This is a genomic window from Stenotrophomonas sp. FW305-C-20-S1 (assembly GCF_058783335.1).
On record NZ_JBYTEK010000016.1, the window covers coordinates 1 to 20,189 of the forward strand.

21 protein-coding genes are annotated in these 20,189 nt (G+C 67.8%); 14 read left to right on the top strand and 7 right to left on the bottom strand.

The window, feature by feature from the left end:
- Positions 1-238: 238 nt before the first annotated feature.
- Complete coding sequence (xth, locus tag AC3WTC_RS10565) at positions 239-1,006, top strand: exodeoxyribonuclease III (protein WP_032976774.1); 768 nt, start codon at positions 239-241, stop codon at positions 1,004-1,006.
- A 72-nt stretch (positions 1,007-1,078) separates the two neighbouring features.
- Here the strand turns inward: xth and AC3WTC_RS10570 are convergent, their stop codons facing one another.
- Positions 1,079-1,330, bottom strand: a complete 252-nt coding sequence (locus AC3WTC_RS10570; protein ID WP_025878785.1) for a GlsB/YeaQ/YmgE family stress response membrane protein — start codon at positions 1,328-1,330, stop codon at positions 1,079-1,081.
- Between the two features lie 84 nt (positions 1,331-1,414).
- On the opposite strand from AC3WTC_RS10570, the gene AC3WTC_RS10575 reads away from it, so the two are divergent.
- The 9 genes from AC3WTC_RS10575 (at position 1,415) to AC3WTC_RS10615 (ending at position 9,601) form a co-directional block, all read left to right on the top strand.
- Entirely contained in the window at positions 1,415-2,014 is a 600-nt protein-coding gene (locus AC3WTC_RS10575; RefSeq protein WP_099785896.1) for a 4'-phosphopantetheinyl transferase family protein, read from the top strand.
- Between the two features lie 39 nt (positions 2,015-2,053).
- Positions 2,054-2,692: a 16S rRNA (guanine(527)-N(7))-methyltransferase RsmG gene (gene rsmG / locus AC3WTC_RS10580; RefSeq protein WP_025878787.1), complete on the top strand. Its 639-nt coding sequence runs from the start codon at positions 2,054-2,056 to the stop codon at positions 2,690-2,692.
- Between the two features lie 112 nt (positions 2,693-2,804).
- A complete protein-coding gene (locus AC3WTC_RS10585) occupies positions 2,805-3,602 on the top strand; it encodes a ParA family protein (protein WP_032976776.1) in 798 nt (265 codons plus the stop codon).
- Positions 3,602-4,525 carry a ParB/RepB/Spo0J family partition protein gene (locus AC3WTC_RS10590; RefSeq protein ID WP_025878789.1) on the top strand — a complete coding sequence of 308 codons (924 nt, stop codon included), beginning with the start codon at positions 3,602-3,604 and terminating at the stop codon, positions 4,523-4,525. Before AC3WTC_RS10585 ends, AC3WTC_RS10590 begins: the two co-directional genes overlap by 1 nt.
- Before the next feature lie 142 nt (positions 4,526-4,667).
- Positions 4,668-5,393 carry a suppressor of fused domain protein gene (locus AC3WTC_RS10595; protein ID WP_032976777.1) on the top strand — a complete coding sequence of 242 codons (726 nt, stop codon included), beginning with the start codon at positions 4,668-4,670 and terminating at the stop codon, positions 5,391-5,393.
- A gap of 64 nt (positions 5,394-5,457) precedes the next feature.
- Complete coding sequence (locus AC3WTC_RS10600) at positions 5,458-6,423, top strand: NAD-dependent epimerase/dehydratase family protein (RefSeq protein WP_025878791.1); 966 nt, start codon at positions 5,458-5,460, stop codon at positions 6,421-6,423.
- A 90-nt stretch (positions 6,424-6,513) separates the two neighbouring features.
- Positions 6,514-7,236, top strand: a complete 723-nt coding sequence (locus tag AC3WTC_RS10605) for a glycosyltransferase family 2 protein (protein ID WP_025878792.1) — start codon at positions 6,514-6,516, stop codon at positions 7,234-7,236.
- A complete protein-coding gene (locus AC3WTC_RS10610) occupies positions 7,236-7,583 on the top strand; it encodes a lipid-A-disaccharide synthase N-terminal domain-containing protein (protein WP_025878793.1) in 348 nt (115 codons plus the stop codon). Before AC3WTC_RS10605 ends, AC3WTC_RS10610 begins: the two co-directional genes overlap by 1 nt.
- A 245-nt stretch (positions 7,584-7,828) precedes the next feature.
- Positions 7,829-9,601: a DUF885 domain-containing protein gene (locus tag AC3WTC_RS10615; RefSeq protein WP_025878076.1), complete on the top strand. Its 1,773-nt coding sequence runs from the start codon at positions 7,829-7,831 to the stop codon at positions 9,599-9,601.
- Between the two features lie 122 nt (positions 9,602-9,723).
- Here the strand turns inward: AC3WTC_RS10615 and AC3WTC_RS10620 are convergent, their stop codons facing one another.
- The 5 genes from AC3WTC_RS10620 to AC3WTC_RS10640 all read right to left on the bottom strand — a co-directional run bounded on the left by AC3WTC_RS10620 (position 9,724) and on the right by AC3WTC_RS10640 (position 16,434).
- Positions 9,724-12,933 carry an efflux RND transporter permease subunit gene (locus AC3WTC_RS10620; protein ID WP_492711394.1) on the bottom strand — a complete coding sequence of 1,070 codons (3,210 nt, stop codon included), beginning with the start codon at positions 12,931-12,933 and terminating at the stop codon, positions 9,724-9,726.
- Between the two features lie 9 nt (positions 12,934-12,942).
- A complete protein-coding gene (locus tag AC3WTC_RS10625) occupies positions 12,943-14,142 on the bottom strand; it encodes an efflux RND transporter periplasmic adaptor subunit (protein ID WP_059065637.1) in 1,200 nt (399 codons plus the stop codon).
- On the bottom strand, positions 14,139-15,392 hold the full coding sequence (locus tag AC3WTC_RS10630) for a TolC family protein (RefSeq protein WP_059065635.1): 1,254 nt from the start codon (positions 15,390-15,392) through the stop codon (positions 14,139-14,141). The genes AC3WTC_RS10625 and AC3WTC_RS10630 overlap by 4 nt, the downstream gene beginning before the upstream one ends.
- A 56-nt stretch (positions 15,393-15,448) precedes the next feature.
- Positions 15,449-15,793: a hypothetical protein gene (locus tag AC3WTC_RS10635; protein WP_032976781.1), complete on the bottom strand. Its 345-nt coding sequence runs from the start codon at positions 15,791-15,793 to the stop codon at positions 15,449-15,451.
- Between the two features lie 242 nt (positions 15,794-16,035).
- Positions 16,036-16,434 (bottom strand): RidA family protein, encoded by a 399-nt coding sequence (locus tag AC3WTC_RS10640; RefSeq protein WP_059065633.1) that lies wholly within the window; start codon positions 16,432-16,434, stop codon positions 16,036-16,038.
- Between the two features lie 110 nt (positions 16,435-16,544).
- On the opposite strand from AC3WTC_RS10640, the gene AC3WTC_RS10645 reads away from it, so the two are divergent.
- On the top strand, positions 16,545-17,438 hold the full coding sequence (locus AC3WTC_RS10645) for a LysR family transcriptional regulator (protein WP_099589324.1): 894 nt from the start codon (positions 16,545-16,547) through the stop codon (positions 17,436-17,438).
- On the opposite strand, the gene AC3WTC_RS10650 is transcribed toward AC3WTC_RS10645, so the two are convergent.
- Positions 17,407-18,639, bottom strand: coding sequence for a nucleotide disphospho-sugar-binding domain-containing protein (locus tag AC3WTC_RS10650; protein WP_492711395.1), 1,233 nt, complete (start codon positions 18,637-18,639; stop codon positions 17,407-17,409). The two genes, AC3WTC_RS10645 and AC3WTC_RS10650, sit on opposite strands and share 32 nt — an antisense overlap.
- 203 nt (positions 18,640-18,842) lie before the next feature.
- Between AC3WTC_RS10650 and dnaQ the strand changes: the two genes are divergently transcribed.
- From dnaQ to rpmG, 3 genes are all read left to right on the top strand, one after another.
- Positions 18,843-19,352, top strand: a complete 510-nt coding sequence (dnaQ, locus tag AC3WTC_RS10655) for a DNA polymerase III subunit epsilon (protein WP_025878062.1) — start codon at positions 18,843-18,845, stop codon at positions 19,350-19,352.
- 240 nt (positions 19,353-19,592) lie between these two features.
- Positions 19,593-19,829 (top strand): 50S ribosomal protein L28, encoded by a 237-nt coding sequence (gene rpmB, locus AC3WTC_RS10660; protein WP_005411638.1) that lies wholly within the window; start codon positions 19,593-19,595, stop codon positions 19,827-19,829.
- A 10-nt stretch (positions 19,830-19,839) separates the two neighbouring features.
- On the top strand, positions 19,840-20,007 hold the full coding sequence (gene rpmG, locus AC3WTC_RS10665; RefSeq protein ID WP_170272460.1) for a 50S ribosomal protein L33: 168 nt from the start codon (positions 19,840-19,842) through the stop codon (positions 20,005-20,007).
- The last annotated feature ends 182 nt before the right edge of the window (positions 20,008-20,189 follow it).

The window sequence follows — 20,189 nt, forward strand, 5'->3', positions numbered from 1 at the left end:
CCCCCCCCCCCCCCCCCCCCCCCCCCCCCCCCCCCCCCCCCCCCCCCCCCCCCCCCCCCCCCCCCCCCACTACCGGTAGGGGCCAGCCCGCGCGGCCCGTTCTGGTAGGTGCCAACCTTGGTTGGCGCGCGTGAACCCCAGGCGCCGACCAAGTTCGGCCTCTACCAAGGCAACAGCGGGAAGCAAAGCGCCGACCAAGGTCGGCCTCTACCAAAGCCCACCCGGGTAGAATGCCCGCATGAAAATCGCCTCGTGGAACGTCAATTCGCTCAATGTCCGCCTGCCGCACCTGGAGCAGTGGCTCAAGGACTTCGGCCCGGACATCGTAGGCATCCAGGAAACCAAGCTGGAGGACCACAAGTTCCCGGACTCGGCGCTGGTCGCCGCCGGTTACCGCAGCGTGTTCGCCGGGCAGAAGACCTACAACGGCGTGGCGCTGGTGTCGCGCGAGCCGGCGCAGGACGTGCAGATCGGCATTCCCGGCTTCGAGGACGAGCAGAAGCGGGTCATCGCCGGCACCTTCGGCGACCTGCGGGTGATCAACCTGTACGTGGTCAACGGCCAGGACGTGGGCACCGACAAGTACGAGTACAAGCTGCGCTGGTTGGAGGCGGTGCACGCGTGGATCGCCGAAGAACTGCAGCGGCATCCGAAGCTGATCGTGATGGGCGACTTCAACATCGCCCCCGATGCGCGCGATGTGCATGACCCGGAGGTGTGGAACGACAACCACATCCTGACCTCGACTGCCGAGCGCGGCGCGCTGAACAAGCTGCTGCAGTTGGGCCTGCACGATGGCTTCCGCCTGCACAACGATGAGGCCGGCACCTTCAGCTGGTGGGACTACCGCGCAGCGGGTTTCCGCCGCAACCTCGGCCTGCGCATCGACCTCACCCTGGTCTCCGATGCGCTGAAGGGCACTGCGGTGGCCTCGGGCATCGACCGCGAGCCGCGCACCTGGGAACGTCCCAGCGATCATGCGCCGGCTTGGGTGGAATTGGGTTGAACGAACGGGGCCCGGCGATTGCCGGGCCCGTTGCGATGCATCTGCCGGCCAGCGGCCGGCACTACGGCCGCGTCAGCGTATGCTCTTGCGGGTGAACAGGTTGACGATGGCCAGAAGAATCACCGCGCCGATCAGCGAGAACAGGAACGTGCGCAGGGTGATCGCTTCATTGATGCCGCCGCCGAACAGCCAGCCGGAAATCAGTGCGCCGACGATGCCCACCACGATGTTGAGGATGATGCCCTGCTGGCCATCGCGCTTCATGATGATGCTTGCCAGCCAGCCGACGATGCCGCCGACGATCAGCCAGATGATGATGCCCATGATCGACTCTCCGGTGGATAACCGCGTCCAGTTGACGCGCAATGCCGTGAACCCGCTGTGCAATCCTGTGACGGGCGCGTGCGGATGAGCCTGCCAGCCACCCTTGAGGGCCCCTGGCGGTTTGGTCCGGTTACCGTCTGGCGCTGCCCGCACGTCCCCGGCCAGCGCGGTGAGCCGCAGGCCCGGCAGGTGCTGGCACAGGCCCTGGGGGGCGAGCCGGATGCGCTGCCGCTGGTGCGCGACGACAAGGGCCGGCCGGAACTGAGCGGCGCGCTCGCCCACTACGGAACCGGCTGGAGCCACAGCGGCGAGGTGCTGCTGGTAGCGCTGGGCGAGGGCGTGCGGCTGGGCGTGGACCTGGAACTGCTGCGGCCGCGCCCGCGCATGCTGGAAATCATCCAGCGCTTCTTCCATCCCGACGAAGTGGCCTGGCTGCAGGGCCTGGACGAGGCCGACCGCGAACATTGGTTCTTCCGCGTCTGGTGTGCCAAGGAAGCGATGCTGAAGGCACACGGGCAGGGCATTTCCTTCGGCCTCCACCGCCTGCAGCTGGCCCCGGCCAACGATGGCGCCCTGCACCTGCGCTGGTGCGACCCGGAGCTGGGCGAGGCCGCGCGCTGGCACCTGCACGAATGGCAGGCCAGCGGACAATTCCGCGCCGCATTGGCCTGGTATCCGCAGTGAATCGGCGAATCAACGGCGAAAACCGGCGATAATGCCGGCATGAGCGAACACGATCTTCCCGCCGGCGTAGCCAACACGCTGCAGCAGGGCCTGGCCAGCATGGGCCTGGCCGCCGAGCTGGCCCCGCCGCTGCTGCGCTACCTGGCGCTGCTGCACCGCTGGAACGGCACCTACAACCTCACCGCCATCCGCGATCCGCAGGAAATGGTCACCCGCCATCTGCTCGATTCGCTGGCGATGCAGCCGTTCGTGGCCGATGGCAGCCTGGCCGACCTCGGTACCGGCCCCGGGTTGCCGGGCATCCCGCTGGCGATCGCCTGCCCGGGCCTGCAGGTCACCCTGGTGGAAAGCAACGGCAAGAAGGCCCGCTTCATGCGCGAGGCCGTGCGCCAGCTGGGCCTGGGCAATGCCCGCGTGGCCGAATCGCGCGCCGAAGCGCTGGCCGAGCCGGGCAGCTACGACCAGCTGACCGCGCGCGCGATGGACACCCTGGCCGGCATCGTCCGCGTCGGTGGTCACCTGCTGCGCCCCGGCGGCGTGTTGCTGGCCATGAAAGGCGTCTACCCGCATGAGGAGATCGCAGCGCTGCCGGCCGGTTGGCAGGTGCGCGAGGTGGTCCCGCTGAGCGTGCCCGGCCTGGCCGGTGAACGCCATCTGGTCACCGTCACAGGTCCCTGAACCCCGCCGCCCGCCCCTTGTGGAACAAGCGGTTGGCGATCCACGATTTCCGCACGGGCCCGGTTGTACGCATAATGACCGGTCCCAGCACACGTCGACGAGGCACACCCGCATGGCCCGCATCATCGCCATCGCCAACCAGAAGGGTGGCGTCGGCAAGACCACGACCGCCGTCAACCTGGCCGCTTCCCTGGCCAACGCACCCAAGCGCGTGCTGTTGGTCGACCTGGATTCCCAGGGCAACGCGACCATGGGCAGTGGCGTGGACAAGCGCGAGCTGGTCTCCTCCACCTACGACCTGCTGCTGGGCGAGTCCAGCGCCGCCGACGTGCGCGTGCAGACCGCCGAAGGCTACGACCTGCTGCCGGGCAACATCGACCTGACCGCGGCCGAGATCCAGCTGATGGCGCAGAGCGAGCGCGAGCAGCGCCTGAAGCGCGCGCTGGCACCGATCCGCGATGAGTACGACTACATCCTGATCGACTGCCCGCCGGCGCTCTCGCTGCTGACCCTCAACGCACTGGCCGCCGCCGATTCGGTGATCGTGCCGATGCAGTGCGAGTACTACGCACTGGAAGGCCTGAGCGCGCTGGTGGAAACCATCGAAGCGCTGCGTGCCAACCTCAACCCGGCGCTGGAGATCGAAGGCGTGCTGCGCACCATGTTCGACGTGCGCAACAACCTGGCCAATGCCGTGTCGGCCGAGCTCACCGAGCACTTCGGCGACCGGGTGTTCCGCACCATCGTGCCGCGCAACGTGCGCCTGGCCGAGGCGCCCAGCCATGGGCAGAGCATCGTCGGCTACGATCGTGCTTCGCGCGGCGGCGTGGCCTACCTCGGCCTGGCCGGCGAGATCATCCGTCGCAACAACGAACGCAACAAGGCCAGCAAGGCCGTGGAGACTGTCTGATGACCAGCAGCAAGCCTGCAGCCAAGAAGCGAGGCCTCGGCCGCGGCCTGGACGCACTGCTCGGTCCGAAGGGCGCGGTCAGCCAGGTGCAGGCCAGTACGGCGGTGATCGAGCCGCTGCCCGGTGAAGTGCTGCGCAAGCTGCCGGTAGGCCAGCTGCAGCCGGGCAAGTACCAGCCGCGTCGCGAGATGGACCAGGGCAAGCTGTCCGAACTGGCCGACTCGATCAAGTCGCAGGGCGTGATCCAGCCGATCCTGGTGCGTCAGCTGCCGGCAGGCAACTTCGAGATCGTCGCCGGTGAACGTCGCTGGCGCGCCTCGCAGCTGGCCGGCCTGGACGAAGTGCCGGTGGTGGTGCGCGAGCTGGAAGACCGCACCGTCATCGCGATGGCGCTGATCGAGAACATCCAGCGCGAAGACCTAAACCCGCTGGAAGAAGCCGAAGCGCTGCAGCGCCTCATCAGCGAATTCACCCTGACCCATGCCGAGGCCGCCGAGGCCGTCGGTCGCTCGCGCGCGGCGGTGTCCAACCTGCTGCGCCTGCTGGAGCTGCCGATCGCCATCCGCCTGCTGCTGGAAACGCGCCGGCTGGAGATGGGGCACGCCCGCGCGCTGCTGACGCTGGCCCCGGAACTGGCCAGCAAGCTGGCCCAGGAAGCGGCCGACGAAGGCTGGTCGGTGCGCGAGGTCGAGCGCCGCGCGCAGGCGTTTGCCGCCGGCAAGGTGCCGAGCAACCGCCCGCAGCCGGTGGCCAAGGTGCAGCAGGCCGACATCGCCTCGCTGGAGACCGAGCTGTCCGAAGTGCTGGGGACTTCCGTTGCGATCAACCATGGCCGTGGCGGCAAGGGCAAGCTGATCATCCATTACGCCAACCTGGACACGCTCGATGGCGTGCTGGAGCGGCTGCGCACGCGCCAGGGCTGACCCCGGCGCATCTTCATGGGCGCACGGCCCGTTCCTGCCGTATGCCGTCGATTGCAGGGAACGCACCGCCGCGCGTGCCGGAGGCCGCGTCGTCCACCGCAGGTGGGCCGCTCCGCCCCGTGGCTCATCCAGGGAGCAGGACATGACCATTGAAGTAGACGACGTCAGCCCGGGCGGCAGCCCGATCCTCGTGCACAGCCGCGAGAAGGACTTCACCCCGGCCCAGGGCGAGTCGCACATCGAGGAGATCAGCGCGCACATCGAGCGCCATCTTGGCCCGATCTCCGGCGTCTTCCATGAAATCATCTCCGATATCGTGCACATCGACGTGCATGTGGTGCCCGCCACCGACGAGTGCCCGTACCTGCGGCTGGTGACCTCGGGCATGAGTGATCTGCCGATGGCCGTGCCAGACGAGGTGGACGCCCCCCGGCACATGGAACTGATGGTGACCCTGCCGGCGGATTGGCCGATCACCCAGGATGCCTTCGAGGATGAGCGCAACTATTGGCCGGTGCGTCTGTTGAAGACCCTGGCGCGGCTGCCGCACGAGTACGACACCTGGCTGGGCTTCGGCCACACCATTCCCAACGGCCATCCGTCCGAGCCCTATGCACCGGGCGTGGGGTTCGATGGGGCCATCGTGCTGCCGCCGGTCACGACCCCGGACGACTTCGGCACGCTGGCGCTGGAAGACGGCACCACCATCGAGTTCATGGCGATCGTGCCGCTGTACCCGGAAGAGATGGACCTGAAGCTGAAAAAGGACTCGGAAACCCTGCTGGATCGCTTCGATGCGAAGAACATCCAGGATGTCATCCAGCCGGGGCGCACCAATGTGGCCAAGAAGCGTTTCGGCCTGTTCTAGGCCCTGCGCGTACCATCAGACGCCATCACTATTGAATTGACCGTTGAATTCCAGGCTCACCGCAATGACCATCCTGCTCACCGGCGCAGCCGGCTTCATCGGTGCCTACACCGCCCGTGCCCTGCTTGATGCGGGCCAGTCGGTGGTCGGCCTGGACAACTTCAACGATTACTACGACCCACAGATCAAGCGCGACCGCGTGGCCGCGCTGTGCCCGACGCTGGATCTGCGCACGCTGGACCTGACCGACCGCGACGGCCTGGCCGCGCTGTTCGAGGAAGTACAGCCGACTGCGGTGATCCACCTGGCCGCGCAGGCCGGCGTGCGCTATTCGCTGGAAAACCCGCACGCCTACGTCGACAGCAACCTGGTCGGCTTCGTCAACATGCTCGAGCTGTGCCGCCACCGTGGCGTGCAGCATCTGGTGTATGCGTCCAGCAGTTCGGTGTACGGCGATTCGGCCACGCCGCCGTTTTCCGAAGACCAGCGCGTGGACCAGCCGCGCTCGCTGTACGCCGCCACCAAGGCCGCCAATGAACTGATGGCCTACACCTACGCACAGCTGTATGGCCTGCGTGCCACCGGCCTGCGCTTCTTCACCGTGTATGGCCCGTGGGGCCGGCCGGACATGGCGCCGCTGCTGTTCTCGCGCGCGGTGCTGGCCGGTCGTTCGATCGACGTGTTCAACGAAGGCCGCATGCAGCGCGATTTCACACATGTCTCCGACATCGTGGCCGGTATTCTCGGCGCCCTCGCGCATCCGGCGGATGGTCCGGTGCCGCACCGGGTGTTCAACCTCGGCAACCACACGCCGGTCGAGCTGGAGCGCTTCATCGGCGTGATCGAGCAGGCCGCCGGTCGCCCCGCGCAGAAGGTCTACAAGCCGATGCAGCCGGGTGACATGGTGCGCACGATGGCCGATACCCGGCGCGCACATGACGCATTTGGCTACGAACCGGTCATGCCGATCGAACAGGGCCTGCCGCCGGTGGTGCAGTGGTGCCGCGAGTATTTTGCTGATCGCGCCTGAAAACCGATCCTCACGCCGCCGGATTCATCTTCGGATAACCTCGGCTTCGGAAAATGCGCGGTCTTTGTCCCTCCTTGGCCGAGTCCCCCCATGAGCCAACCCGAGCTGTCCGTCGTTGTCCCCGTATTCAACGAGCGCGACAACGTCGCGCCCCTGGTGGCCGAAATCACCGCTGCACTGCGCGGACGGCTGCCGTTCGAGATCGTCTACATCGACGATCATTCGCGCGATGACACCTTGGCCGTGCTGCAGGGCCTGAAGGCCACCACGCCGGAGCTGCGCGTGCTGCACCACGTCTCGCAGAGCGGGCAGAGCACCGCGGTACGTACCGGCGTCAAGCACGCGCGTGCGCCGTGGATCGCCACCCTCGACGGTGATGGCCAGAACGATCCGGCCGACATCCCCAAGCTGCTGGACGCCCGTGATGCGGCCGATGCCCAGGTGAAGTTGTTCGCCGGCTGGCGCGTCAACCGCCAGGACAGCGGCAGCAAGCGCTGGGCCAGCAAGTGGGCCAATGCCATCCGCGCGCGCATGCTGCGCGATGACACCCCCGATACCGGCTGCGGCATCAAGCTGTTCGAGCGCAACGCCTTCCTCGATCTGCCGTACTTCGACCACATGCATCGCTACCTGCCGGCGCTGATGCAGCGTGCCGGCTGGAAGACCACCAGCGTGCCGGTCAACCATCGCCACCGTACGGCCGGCGTGTCCAAGTACAACAACCTGGGCCGCGCGCTGGTGGGCATCCGCGACCTGCGCGGCGTGGCCTGGCTGATCACCCGCAGCAAGCGCACCGCGGTGGAGGAGCGTTGATGGATCTGGAGCTGCACTGGCTGGACCAGCCGCTGACCTGGTTGTACTGGACCGGCCTGCATGTGACCGGTTGGAAGCTGATCGGCTACACCGGCGCGTTGATGTTCGGTGGCCGTTGGCTGGTCCAGTTCGTCGCCTCCAAGCGCGCCGGCAAGCCGGTGATCCCGCGGCTGTTCTGGTACATGAGCGTGGTCGGCAGCCTGATGACGCTGAGCTACTTCCTGTTCTCGGCCAAGCAGGACTCGGTGGGCGTGCTGCAGAACCTGTTCCCGGCGTTCACCGCGTTGTACAGCCTGCAGCTGGACATCAAGCATCGCGGCTGGAAGCGGGACAAGGCCAGTCACTGACGCCCCGGTAGATGCCGACCTTGGTCGGCGCTGGTTTTCTCCGGGTGCCAACCAAGGTTGGCAGCTACCCGAGCGGCCACGCAGGCACCGCTGTGCCCGGGTGATGCCGACCTTGGTTGGCCCGATGCGTCCGCGGCAGGAGCATCCACGCATGGCGTGGATCTACTGAGGCAGGACCTTCGTCCCATGCCATGCGCGGTGCGGGGTGCCATGATCGGGGTCTGCCTTCCCGGGAACCTGTGCTTGTGAAAACCCGTCTTGCCGTAGCCCTGCTGATCGCCCTGTCTGCCCCTGCCGTGGCCCTGGCCGCACCACCCACCGCCGTCGCGCCGGCCAGCGTGGCTACCGAGTCGCCCGCCGATGCCGCCTTCCGCGCGCTGTACGAGAAGGAATGGAAGTGGCGCCAGCAAGGCGGCGGCGAGGCCAGCGAGGACGAAGACGCGCCGGCCAATGCCACCCGCATGCCCGACGTCGGCCCGGCCGCGCAGCAGGCACGCCTGGAGGTATGGGACCAGACCCTGGCCGCGCTGAAGAAGATCGACCCGAAGACCCTTTCGCCCGACAACCAGGTCAACTACGCGATCTACCGCGACCAGGTGTTCAACCTGGCCGAAGAAGTGCGCCTGCGCGGCTACGAGATGCCGTTCAACGCCGATTCCTCGTTCTGGTCCAACCTGTCCTTCATGGCCCGGCGCGAAATGAAGACCGTGCAGGACTACCAGAACTACATCGCGCGCCTGAATGATGTGCCGCGCTACTTCGACCAGCAGACCGGGAACATGCGTGCCGGCCTGAAGCGCGGCTTCAGCGTGCCGCGTGCGGTGCTTGATGGCCGCGAGGTGTCCATCGCCACTGTCGCCGAACTGAAGGACCCGACCGAATCGCCGTTGTACGCGCCGTTCAAGAAGCTGCCCAACACCGTCCCGGCTGCCGAGCAGGCCAAGCTGCAGGCACAGGCCCGCGCGGCGATCAGCGGCAAGGTGGTGCCGGCGTTCCAGCAACTGCGCACTTTCTTCGTCAACGAATACGTGCCACAGGCGCGTACCACCCTGGCCGCCGAAGCGATGCCTGACGGCAAGGCGTACTACAAGCAGCAGATCCACGAATACACCACGCTGGACCTGTCGCCGGACGAGATCCACCGCATCGGCCTGGATGAAGTGGCACGCATCCAGAAGGAAATGAACGACATCATCAAGCAGGTGAAGTTCAAGGGCAGCTTTGCCGAGTTCCTGACCTTCCTGCGTACCGACCCGCAGTTCTACGCCAAGACGCCGGAAGAACTGCTGTCGCGCGCCGCATGGATCTCCAAGCGCGCCGATGGCCAGCTCGGCAAGTACATGACATTGCCGCGCGCGCGCTTCACCATCGTGCCGGTGCCGCCGGACATCGCGCCGTTCTGGACCGCCGGCCGTGGTGGCATGGGCACCTACTGGCTCAACACCTACAACCTGCCGTCGCGCCCGCTGTACAACCTGCCGGCGTTGACCCTGCACGAATCCGACCCGGGCCATGCACTGCAGGGTGCCATCGCTGCCGAGCAGAAGAACCTGCCGGAGTTCCGCCGCAATGCCTACATCTCCGCCTATGGCGAAGGTTGGGCGCTGTACTGCGAGAAGCTGGGCGTGGAAATGGGAATCTACGAAACCCCGTACGAGGATTTCGGTCGCCTGACCTACGAGATGTGGCGCGCCACGCGCCTGGTGATCGACACTGGCGTGCACAGCAAGGGCTGGAGCCGCGAGCAGGCGCTGGCTTACCTGCGTGACCACACGGCGCTGAGTGAGCACGAAGTGACCACCGAAGTGGATCGCTACATTTCCTGGCCGGGGCAGGCGTTGAGCTACAAGCTCGGCGAGATCGCCATCGTGCGCCTGCGTGCGCAGGCCGAGAAGGAGCTGGGCGACAAGTTCGACGTCAAGGGCTTCCACGACACGCTGCTGAAGCAGGGTTCGGTGCCGTTGCCGGTGCTGGAGCAGCAGATCCAGGCGTACATTGCCGAGCGCAAGAAGGCCTGATCGCCGCGCCGCCGGGCATGGCCCGGCGCTACCGGAACGTGCGGTGGTAGCGCCGGGCCATGCCCGGCGAGCGCGAAGCGCGGTAGACGGGGTCGGATCACAGGATCCGACCCCGTGATCTTTCAGCCCGCCGTCCGCACCTTCGCCACGCGCGCGGCGAAGGTCGGCAGCACCAGCAGGGTCAGCACCGTGGCGGTGATCAAGCCACCGATCACCACCGTCGCCAGCGGCTTCTGCACTTCCGCACCGGAACCACTGGCGATCGCCATCGGAATGAAGCCGACGATGGCCACCAGTGCGGTGGTCAGCACCGCGCGGATACGGCTGGAAGCACCGTTGATCGCGGCCATCATCGGCACGTCACCGGCGTCCAGGCGCTCGCGGATCGCCTGCATCAGCACCAGGCCGTTGAGCGTGGCCACGCCGGACACGGCGATGAAGCCCACTGCGGCCGACACCGAGAACGGCATGCCGCGCAGCAGCAGGGCGAGGATGCCGCCGACCAGCGCCAGCGGCACGCAGCTGAACACCAGCACCGCTTCCTTGCCGCTGCGCAGGGCCATGAACAGCAGGCTGCCGATCAGCAGGAATACCACTGGCACCACCGTGGCCAGGCGCTTCTCCGCGCGCTGCAGGTTCTCGAACTGCCCACCCCAGGTCAGGTACGCACCGGGCGGCAGCGCCACGTCGGCCACGGCGGCCTGTGCTTGGCCAACGAATCCGCCGAGGTCGCGGCCGCGCACATTGGCCTGCACCACCACCCGGCGGCTGCCGTTGTTGCGGCTGATCTGGTTCGGCCCTTCGCTGACGCTGATGCGCGCCACCGAGGACAGCGGAATCACCACGCCGGCCGGCGTGGCGATCGGCAGCGAGGCCAGCTGATCCGGGTCGTTGCGTGCGCTGTCATCCAGACGCACCACCACATCGAAGCGACGGTCGCCCTCGAAGATCTTGCCGGCTGCCGTGCCGCCGATGCCGGTGGACAGCGCATCGCTGACGTCGGCGGCGGTCAGCCCGTATTGCGCTGCCGCTACATGGTCGATCTTGACGTTGAGCGTGGGCAGGCCGGAAATCTGCTCCACCCGCACATCGGCCGCGCCCTCCACCGCGCGCAGCTTCAGCGCCACCTGGTCGGCCACCTTCTGCAGCTGGCTGAAGTCATCGCCGAAGATCATCACTGCCAGGTCGGTGCGCACGCCGGAAATCAGCTCGTTGAAGCGCAGCTCGATCGGCTGGCTGAACTCGAAGCTGTTGCCCAGCTGCTGGCCGGCCAGTTCTTCGAAGCGGGCCACCAGCGCCTCCTTGCCCAGCTTCGGATCGGGCCAGTCCGCACGCGGCTTGAGCATGATCACGCTGTCGGAGATGTTGGTCGGCATCGGGTCGATTGCCGCTTCGGCGGTGCCGGTACGCGAGAACACCGTTTCCACTTCCGGTTGCTGGGCGATGGCCTTCTCCAGTGCCAGCTGCATCGCCAGCGACTGCTCCAGCGAAGTAGACGGGACGCGCAGTGCCTGCATCGCCACGTTGCCTTCATCCAGGGTAGGCATGAATTCGCGGCCGAGCAGGCCGAACGAACCAATGCCCACCAGCAGCATCAACGCTGCACCGGCGATCACTGCGCGCGGCCGCGCGACGGCCTGGCGGATGATCGGCTCGATGCGTCCACGCAGCACGCGGATCAGCTTCGTTTCGTGCTGGCCATCATCACTGTGTGCCTCGCCTTCCTTCGGCTTGGGCTCGCGCACCATCAGCGCGGCCATCGCCGGCACGAAGGTGAAGGAGAAGATGAAGGCACCCACCAGGGCCAGCATGAACGTGGCGGCCATCGGGTGGAACGTCTTGCCCTCCACCCCTTCCAGGGTGAGGATCGGTGCGAACACCAGCAGGATGATCAGCTGGCCGAACGCTGCCGGGCGCGCCATCTTTCGCGCCGAATCGGCCGCTACGCGCAGGCGTTCCATCGCGGTCAACGCACGGCCCAGTTCGGCACGACGCTGGCCCAGCATCAGCAGCGTCGACTCGATCACGATCACCGCGCCGTCCACCAGGATGCCGAAGTCCAGCGCACCCAGGCTCATCAGGTTGCCACTGATGCCAAAGCGGTTCATGCCGATCACCGCGAACAGGAACGACAGCGGGATCACCAGTGCGGTGATCGTCGCCGCGCGCAGGTTGCCGAGCAGCAGGAACAGCACCACCACCACCAGCAGCGCGCCCTCGGTGAGGTTCCTGGCCACGGTCTTGATGGTGGAATTGACCAGCACGCTGCGGTCCAGCACCGGCGCGGCCACGATGTCCGCCGGCAGCGAGGCATTCACCTGCTGCAGCCGTGTGGCGGCCGCCTGGGCCACGGTGCGGCTGTTGCCGCCGGCGATCATCAGCGCGGTACCGAGCACGGCTTCATGGCCGTTGCGGCTGGCCGCACCCAGGCGCGGTGCGCGGCTGAGGCCGACATCGGCCACATCGGCCACCCGCACCACCACGCCGTTGCGGGTGGCTACCGGCGCCTGTGCCAGATCGTCGGTGGTCAGTGCCAGACCGTCGGCACGCACCACCAGGCCTTCGCCGGCGCGCTGCACGAAGCCGGCACCGGCCTGTACGTTGGAGCGCTGCAGGGCCGTCACCAGATCAGCCAGGCCCAGGCCATGCGCGGCCAACCGCGCGCTGTCCGGATGCACGCCGTATTCCTTCACGTAGCCACCGACGGTGTCCACGCCCGCCAGCCCGGGGCTGGAGCGCATCTGCGGCGCGATGATCCAGTCCTGCACGGTGCGCAGGTAGGTGGCACGTTCTTCCGGCGTGCGCAGCAGGTTGCCTTCCGGCGTGCGGTAGACCTCGCCGGCCTGCCAGCCGGCTTCACCGGGCTTGGCCAGCTTCGCAGAGTCGAACGCGGTGAAGTCCACCGTCCACATCAACACCTCGCCGAGGCCGGTGGTGACCGGCGACAGCATCGGCGAGGCACCCTCGGGCAGCGCTTCGGCGGCCTCGCGCATGCGTTCGGCCACCTGCTGGCGGGCGAAGTAGATATCGGTGGCATCGGTGAAGATCGCGGTGACCTGCGAGAAACCATTGCGCGACAGCGAACGGGTGGTGGTCAGGCCGGGGATGCCGGCCAGCGCGGTTTCCAGCGGATAGGTCACCTGCCGCTCGATCTGCTCGGGCGTCAGTGCCGGTGCCACCGTGTTGATCTGCACCTGGCGGTTGGTGATGTCCGGTACCGCATCGATCGGCAGCTTGCCGAGCTGGAACAGGCCCACGGCGGCAACGAGTGCAGCCAGGGCCACGACCAGCCAGCGGTGGCGTACCGCGGTTTCAATGATGAGCTTGAACATGGAAGGTCCTCAGTGCCCGTGCTCGGCTTCGCCCTTGGCCAGTTCGGCCTTGAGCAGGAACGCGTTGGCGCCGACGATGCGTTCGTCGCCGTTCAAGCCGCCGAGAATCTCGATGCGGTCACCGGCACGTCGGCCGGCCAGTACCGGCTGCACCTTGAAGCCGCCCTGGACGGCGACGAATACCGCGCTGCTGCCGCCGACGTTCTGTACCGCATCAGCCGGCACGCTCAACGCGCCGTCCTTGCCGTCGGTGACCACCACCGCCGACACCGGCGAACCGGCCGGTGGCAATGCGGCATCCACCGGCATGGCACGGATCACCGCCACGCCACCCTGCTGGCGCACATCGGCGGCCGAACCGGTGACGGTGGCACTGAAGCTGCCGCCCGGCACGGTCACTTCCAGCGTCATGCCCGGCGTGACCTGCGCGGCCAGCGCCGGTGGCGCGGTGAACACCAGCTCGTTCATCGACGGATCGGCGACGTCGGCCACCGGGCTGCCGGCCGCCACCACGCCGCCGGGCGTGACCTGCACGTTGCCGACGATGCCGGCCACCGGGCTGGTGACGCGCACGCGGCCGCTGCTGTCGGGCGAACCGTTGGCGGCGGCCTGTGCCTGCGCGGCGGCGGCCTGCGCCTGCGCCGCCAGCGAGCGCGCGCGTGAGGTTTCCAGTTCCTGGCGAGCGACCACGCCCTGTTCGACCAGCGCCTTGTCGCGGCCGTGGGCCAGGCGCGCCGCCTCTGCCTCCGCGGCGGCGGCAACCGCATTGGCGCGGAACACTGCCGCCTCGCCACTAACCACGATCGCCAGCGTCTGGTTCTGCTTCACTGCCGTGCCCGGTGCGACCAGCACGCGCTCCACGCGACCGGTCACGGTGGAAGCGACCGAGGCACGTGCACCGATCGACGGTTCCACCCGGCCGGACAGCCGCGTCGAACCACCGCCGCCGCGGCCGACGGCCACCACGTCGATGCCGGATGCCTTGATCTGCTCTGGCGTCAGCTGCACCACGCCTTCATCGGCATCTGCTGCGTTGCCGGTTTCGGCCTTGGCGTCGGTGCTGTCGGCGGCGTGGCCATGGCCATCGTCGGCCGTTGCCTTGCCGGCGGGCTCCGAGACTGCCGGGGCCTGTGTGTTACCAGAACAACCGGCCAGCAATGCAGTCAGCAACAAGCCGCCAACCAGCGGGAAAGAACGGGACAGGTTCATCGGGCCTCCACAAAGGGTGCGCGCCCTTCGAGGCGGGCGAGATCGATTTCCGCGCCGACGCGCGACAGGCGCGCGTCCACGGCGGTGCCGCGGGCGGCGATGAGGGCACTGCGGGTGCTGCGCAGTTCCAGCTGCGAGATGCGCCCGGCGTCGAAGCCGATGCGCGCTAGCCGATAGGCTTCCTCGGCGGCGACCACACTTTCGTCGGCGGCGCGGGTGCGGCTGCCGGCGGCCTTCAGGCCCGCTACCGCCGACAAGCGTTCGGCTTCGCTGTCGCGCCGCTGCTGGTCCAAGCGCGCTTCGGCCGCGCGCTGTTCGGCACTGGCGGCGCGGATGCCACCACGATTGCGGTCGAACAACGGGATCGAGAGACTGACGCCGAGCGTGTAGGCCTGTTCGCGGTCCTCGCGGAAACGCGTCTGCGCGGCGGTAACGCTGAGGTCGGGCAGGGCGCGCTTGCGCTCGACGTCGACCAGACGACCGGCCGCATCAACTTCGGCTTCGGCCACACGCACGGCCAGAGCCACATCGGTGGCGCCACGCGGTGCTGGCGGTGCGCGATCGAGCAGACTGTTGTCGATGGTCTGCACCGGTGCATCCAGCAGGGCCGCACCGGCCAGGCGGGCCAGCGCGGCGTCGCGGAAGGCCTGCGCCTCATCCAGCGCGGCGCTGGCATTGGCCACTTCACTCTGTGCCTGCACGGCACGCAACTGCGGCTCGCGGCCATGCTTGACCATGGCGGTGACCGCCGCCGCATCGTCGCGGGTGAGGCTCAGCGCTTCTTCGGCCAGCGTGTAGCGACGCAGGGCGCTTTCCGCCTGTGCGTAGATCGCCGCCAACTGGCTGGCGACATCGCTGCGGCTCTGCGAACCCCGCAGGGCAGCGGCCTGTGCCTCGGCGCGGGCGGCGCGGACGCGCGCGCCGCGCTGGCCCCAGACCTCCAGAGGCTGGGACAGGGTAAGCACGGTGTCGGCCCGGCCCATGCCGCCGTAGGAGCCTGTGCCCCAAGCGTTTTCGGCGGACCAGGAAAGGGATGGATTGGGCAGCGCCCGGGCCTGGTCGGCGCGGGCGTCGGCCGCCTCGGCCAATGCCGCGCCGACGCGGGCGCCGGGCAGCTGGTCCAGGCGTTCAAGCAGGGTGTCGTACGAAGGTGCGGCTTGTGCGGCGACCTGTGCGGCGGGGATCAGGCCCAGCAGCACGGCGACGACCAGCCCGGCCGCGCGCGGCGACCGACGTGTCAGGATCGACATAGGGGGATTCCGGTTGTGAGTGAAACGGGAGCCCGCGATTGCGGGACGCGCTCAACTCACGCCCGGGGAGGACGTGCCAGTTCGTCCTGGGCGACCGCATAGGTCGCCGCATCGCCTGCATTCGTCCAGCGCGCCGGTTGCGGCGTGCCAAAGGCGGCGAAGGTGCTCGCCGGCAGGCTCAGGTTGGAGTGGTGGCAGTGGTTGTGGCTGCAGGCAGCGGCGTGCTTGCCGTCGTTGTCAGTGTCACCGTCGGCATCTTCGGCACCGGCTTCCACATGCACCACGGTGCTGTCGTGCGGTTCCACCGCACACGCCAGCACATCAGCCACCGGCACGACCACGAATGCCGCCATCAGCAGCATCAGCAGGGTCGAACGAAGGTGGCGGGCGATCCGGCGCATGGAGGGGAGGCTAGCAAGCGGTTTTCGGTGGATACAATATCAATGGCCACCTCGGGAATTCGTCGGAACCTCCCGTTCAGGTGCGGGGTACGCCACTGGATGCCGCCTTCCGCTCTCGTAGGTGCCGAGCTTGGTCGGCACGCCTTTCGACGCCCAGCCTGCGATCCCAGGTAGTGCCGGCCGCTGGCCGGCAACCTCATGAGCGCAGGCAATCGCCCGCCGTTGCCGGCCAGCGGCCGGCACTACCTGTCCGCAGGCAGCTTGGCGATCACCTTGATCTCGAACTGGAACCCATACAGCCAGGTCACGCCGATGCCGGTCAGGGTCGGGTGCGGCGCTTGGCCCCAGTACTCGGGCACGATCGCCCAGGCCTTCTCGAAGTTCGTTTCCGGGTCGACCAGGAACACGGTCACGTCGATCACGTCATCGAACGTGCAGCCGGCCGCGGCCAGCACCGCGTTGAGATTGTCGAAGGCGCGGCGGACCTGGGTCTCGAAGTCCGGTTCGGGCGAGCCATCCTCGCGGCTGCCGACCTGGCCGGAAACGAACAGGAAGCCATTGGATCGGATCGCCGGCGAATAGCGGTTGCGCTCGTACAGCGCCTGCCGGCCGGCGGGAAAGACAACATCACGGTGGGACATGGGACGGATTCCAGACGGGAGCGGACCATCCTCCCCGCTGTCGCTGTCTGGATAAACCGTGATGATCGGTCTAGATTGATTGCAAATTCCAAACAATCACAGCCGCGGCCATGGACCGTTTCGAAGCGATGCGCGCGTTCGCCCGGGTGGTGGAGACCGGCAGCTTCACCCGCGCCGCACACACCCTGCAGCTCAGCCGCACCACGGTCACCCAGCTGGTGCAGCAGCTGGAAGCGCATCTGCGGTTGCGGCTGCTCAACCGCACCACGCGCCGGGTCAGCGTCACTGCCGATGGCGCGGCGTATTACCCGCGCATCGCTCGCCTGCTGGCCGAGCTGGAAGAGGTCGAAGGGGGGCTGGGCGAGGCCGCCGCACAACCGCGCGGGCGCCTGCGCGTCGACGTGCCGGGGCCGTATGCGCGCCTGCGGCTGGTGCCGGCATTGCCGGATTTCCAGGCGCGCTATCCGGAGATCCAGCTGGATATCGGCGTCAGCGACCGCGAGGTCGATGTCATCGCCGACAACGTCGATTGCGTGATCCGTGGTGGCGCGCCTGCCGATCCCGCGCTGGTGGCACGACCGCTGGCGCGCCTGCCGATCGGCTTCCATGCCAGCCCGGGCTATGTGCAGCGGTTCGGTGTGCCGGAACACCCGCGCGCGCTGGAAGGGCCGGACCACCACACGGTCGGTTTTCTCAGCCCACGCAGTGGCCGCGCCCGCGTGTTCACCGCGCAGCGTGGCGCCGAGCGCGTCGAGGTGCAGGGGCGTCATTCAATCGGCTTCGATGATGGCAACGCCTATCTGGCCGCTGGCCTGGCCGGCCTCGGCGTGGTCGCGCTGCCCAGCTACATGGCCGAACCGCATGTGGCGCGCGGCGAGCTGCTGCCCGTGCTGCACGATTGGCAGCTGCCGCCGATGCCGATGCACGTGATGTTCCCGCCGAACCGGCACATGAGCCAGCGGCTGCGGGTGTTCATTGATTGGGTGGTGGAGACGTTGGGCTGAGCCACCGCTCGAGTGCGGCCACGCCGCATGCCACTCCATCCTCGTTCGCCATTGCAGCGCCCAGCGCGGCCGCCCGTGCGCGTGTATTGGCATGCTCGGCGAACGCCAGTGCATCGGCCAACACCCTCGGCTGCAACCGCTTGGGTGACAGTGGCGCCGGTGCCACGCCCAGGTGCTGCAGTCGATCGGCCCAGAAGAACTGGTCGGCGGCGAACGGCATCACCATCGACGGTATGCCGGCGCGGCAGGCCGAATGCGTGGTGCCGCTGCCGCCGTGGTGGATCGCCAGTGCGCAGCGCGGCAACAACGCTTCATGCGGGGTCGGGCCGATCACCCGTACCGAGTCGGGCAGCGTCATGTCGGGCACGCCGACCCAACCGGGAAACAGCAGCACGCGGCGTGGCGCCAGCGCCGACAACAGCGCCGGCAGCACACGTTCGCGCTCGAAGCCGGTCATGCTGCCGAAGCCCAGATAGACCGGCGGCGGTCCTGCATCGAGGAAAGCCTGCAGTTCGCACGACGGATGCCACGGCGCAGCAGGGGCCGACCATTGGCCGCACACGAGGTGGTCGGCCGGCCAGTCCGAAGGCGGTGGCAGCAGCTGTGGCGAGATGCCATACAGCATCGGCAGGCCAGCCCAGAGGGAACGTCGTGGCAACTGCCCGGCGTGCTGGCGGGCCGCGTTGATCGGGCCGCGGAACTGACGCCAGATCAGGCCGTTGACCAGGCCATAACTGGCCCGGTTCAACCAGCCCGGCGAGCGTCCGGGCGGCAGGAAGGGCGAGCGGAACGCGCGCGTCGGCGTCAGCGGGATCATGCCGGCGCCGATCACCGGAAGATCGCGACGCTCGCCGACGCTCATGCCGACGAACGCAGCCAGGCCACCGGTCAGGATCGCATCGCAGCCGTCGGCTGCAGCATCGGCCTGGCGCATCCAGCCGGCGACGTGTTGCAGTGCCATCCGTGCCAGCCCGGTGCTGGCGGCGGCAACGCCATTGCCGCGTGAGACCAGCGCCACCACTTCGTCGTGGATGTCGCCTTCCAGCGCGGCGTGCGGGACGCCCAGGGCCTTCGCGCTGTCGAGGGTGCCGCCGTCGGCCAGCAGCATGACCTCATGACCGGCCGCGATCAGCCCATGGCAGAGCATGACCAGCGGGCGCGTATCGCCTTCGGTGCCGTAGGTGAGGGCCAGCAGTCGCATTGGAGCCTCCGCAGTGAATCACCAGTATGCCGACATCGCTGTGTTCATCCGCGCTCCTGCCGACGCACCGCGTGGGACAATCCCGCCTCATCTGCAACCGCCGCACGGGGCGCGCGCAACAGGATCCAGCACCGCATGACCGCACTGCCATCCCTACCGTTCCTTGTCTGCCGCATGCCGGCCGCTGCATACCGGCGCGCGCCGTGAGCCGCGTCGTCGCACTGGACACCGAAACCACCGGTATCTCGCATCGCCTGGGCCATCGGGTGATTGAAATCGGGGCGGTGGAACTGGTCGATGGACAACTCAGCGGCCGCCAGTTCCACACCTACCTGCAGCCGCAGCGGAAGGTGGACTGGGGCGCGCAGCGCGTGCACGGCATCAGCGATGCCATGCTGGTGGGCAAGCCGCTGTTTGCGAGCAAGGCCGCCGAACTGCTGGAGTTCCTGCGTGGCAGCGAGATGGTCGCGCACAACGCCACCTTCGACGTCGGCTTCCTCGACAACGAGCTGCGCCTGGCGGGGCTGGCCGGTGGGCTGGCCCAGCACTGCCGCGTGACCTGCAGCCTGAAGCTGGCCCGCAGCCGTTGGCCGGGCATGCCCAACAAGCTCGACGATGTGCTGCAGCGCCTGCGTATTCCCGGCACCCGCGGCCTGCATGGCGCACTGAAGGATGCCCACCTGCTGGCCCAGGTGGTGCCGCATCTGCGCTGAGGGCAGGGCGCCGTCAGCGTGTTCAGGCGTGGCCTGTGGGTAAGTTGCGCAAGGTCTTGATTGCGTGCATAATGCGCGGCTCGCTGTGTCCGGTTTCGTGCCGGGCGGCGCCCCCGGGAGCACGTCCCCGGCCGCCCAACGCCAGCGTAACCCTTTGATTCTCTTGACGTGTGGTGGGCAACCACCGAGGCCGCCGTCCCCCGGGCTACGGGGAGACACAACTTACTATCGAGGTGCGCCATGTCCCGCGTATGCCAGGTTTCCGGCAAGCGAGTGCAGACGGGTAACAACGTCTCGCACGCCAACAACAAGACCCGTCGTCGTTTCCTGCCGAATCTGCACGAGCGCCGCTTCTGGGTTGCCAGCGAGAACCGCTGGGTGAAGCTTCGTGTTTCCGCGCATGCACTGCGCACCATCGACAAGAACGGTATCGATTCCGTTCTGGCTGAGCTGCGTGCGCGCGGCGAAAAGGTCTGAGGAGTAGACGATCATGGCAGGCAAGCGCGATAAGGTCCGTATGATTTCGACCGCTGGTACCGGTCACTTCTACACGACCGACAAGAACAAGAAGAACACCCCGGGGAAGATGGAATTCTCCAAGTACGATCCGGTCGTGCGCAAGCACGTCCCGTACAAGGAAGGCAAGATCAAGTAATCCGCAAGGATTGCGGGTCGCTTCCGAAAAAACCCGCCCTCGTGGCGGGTTTTTTTGTGCCCCCGCCCCAGGTAGGTGTCGACCTTGGTCGACACGTTCCGACCCCGTGGGTGCCGACCGTTGGTCGGCACGCTGTCCCCAGCGCTGCTCGACTCTGCACACCCCGCTGGGCAGAATGGCCC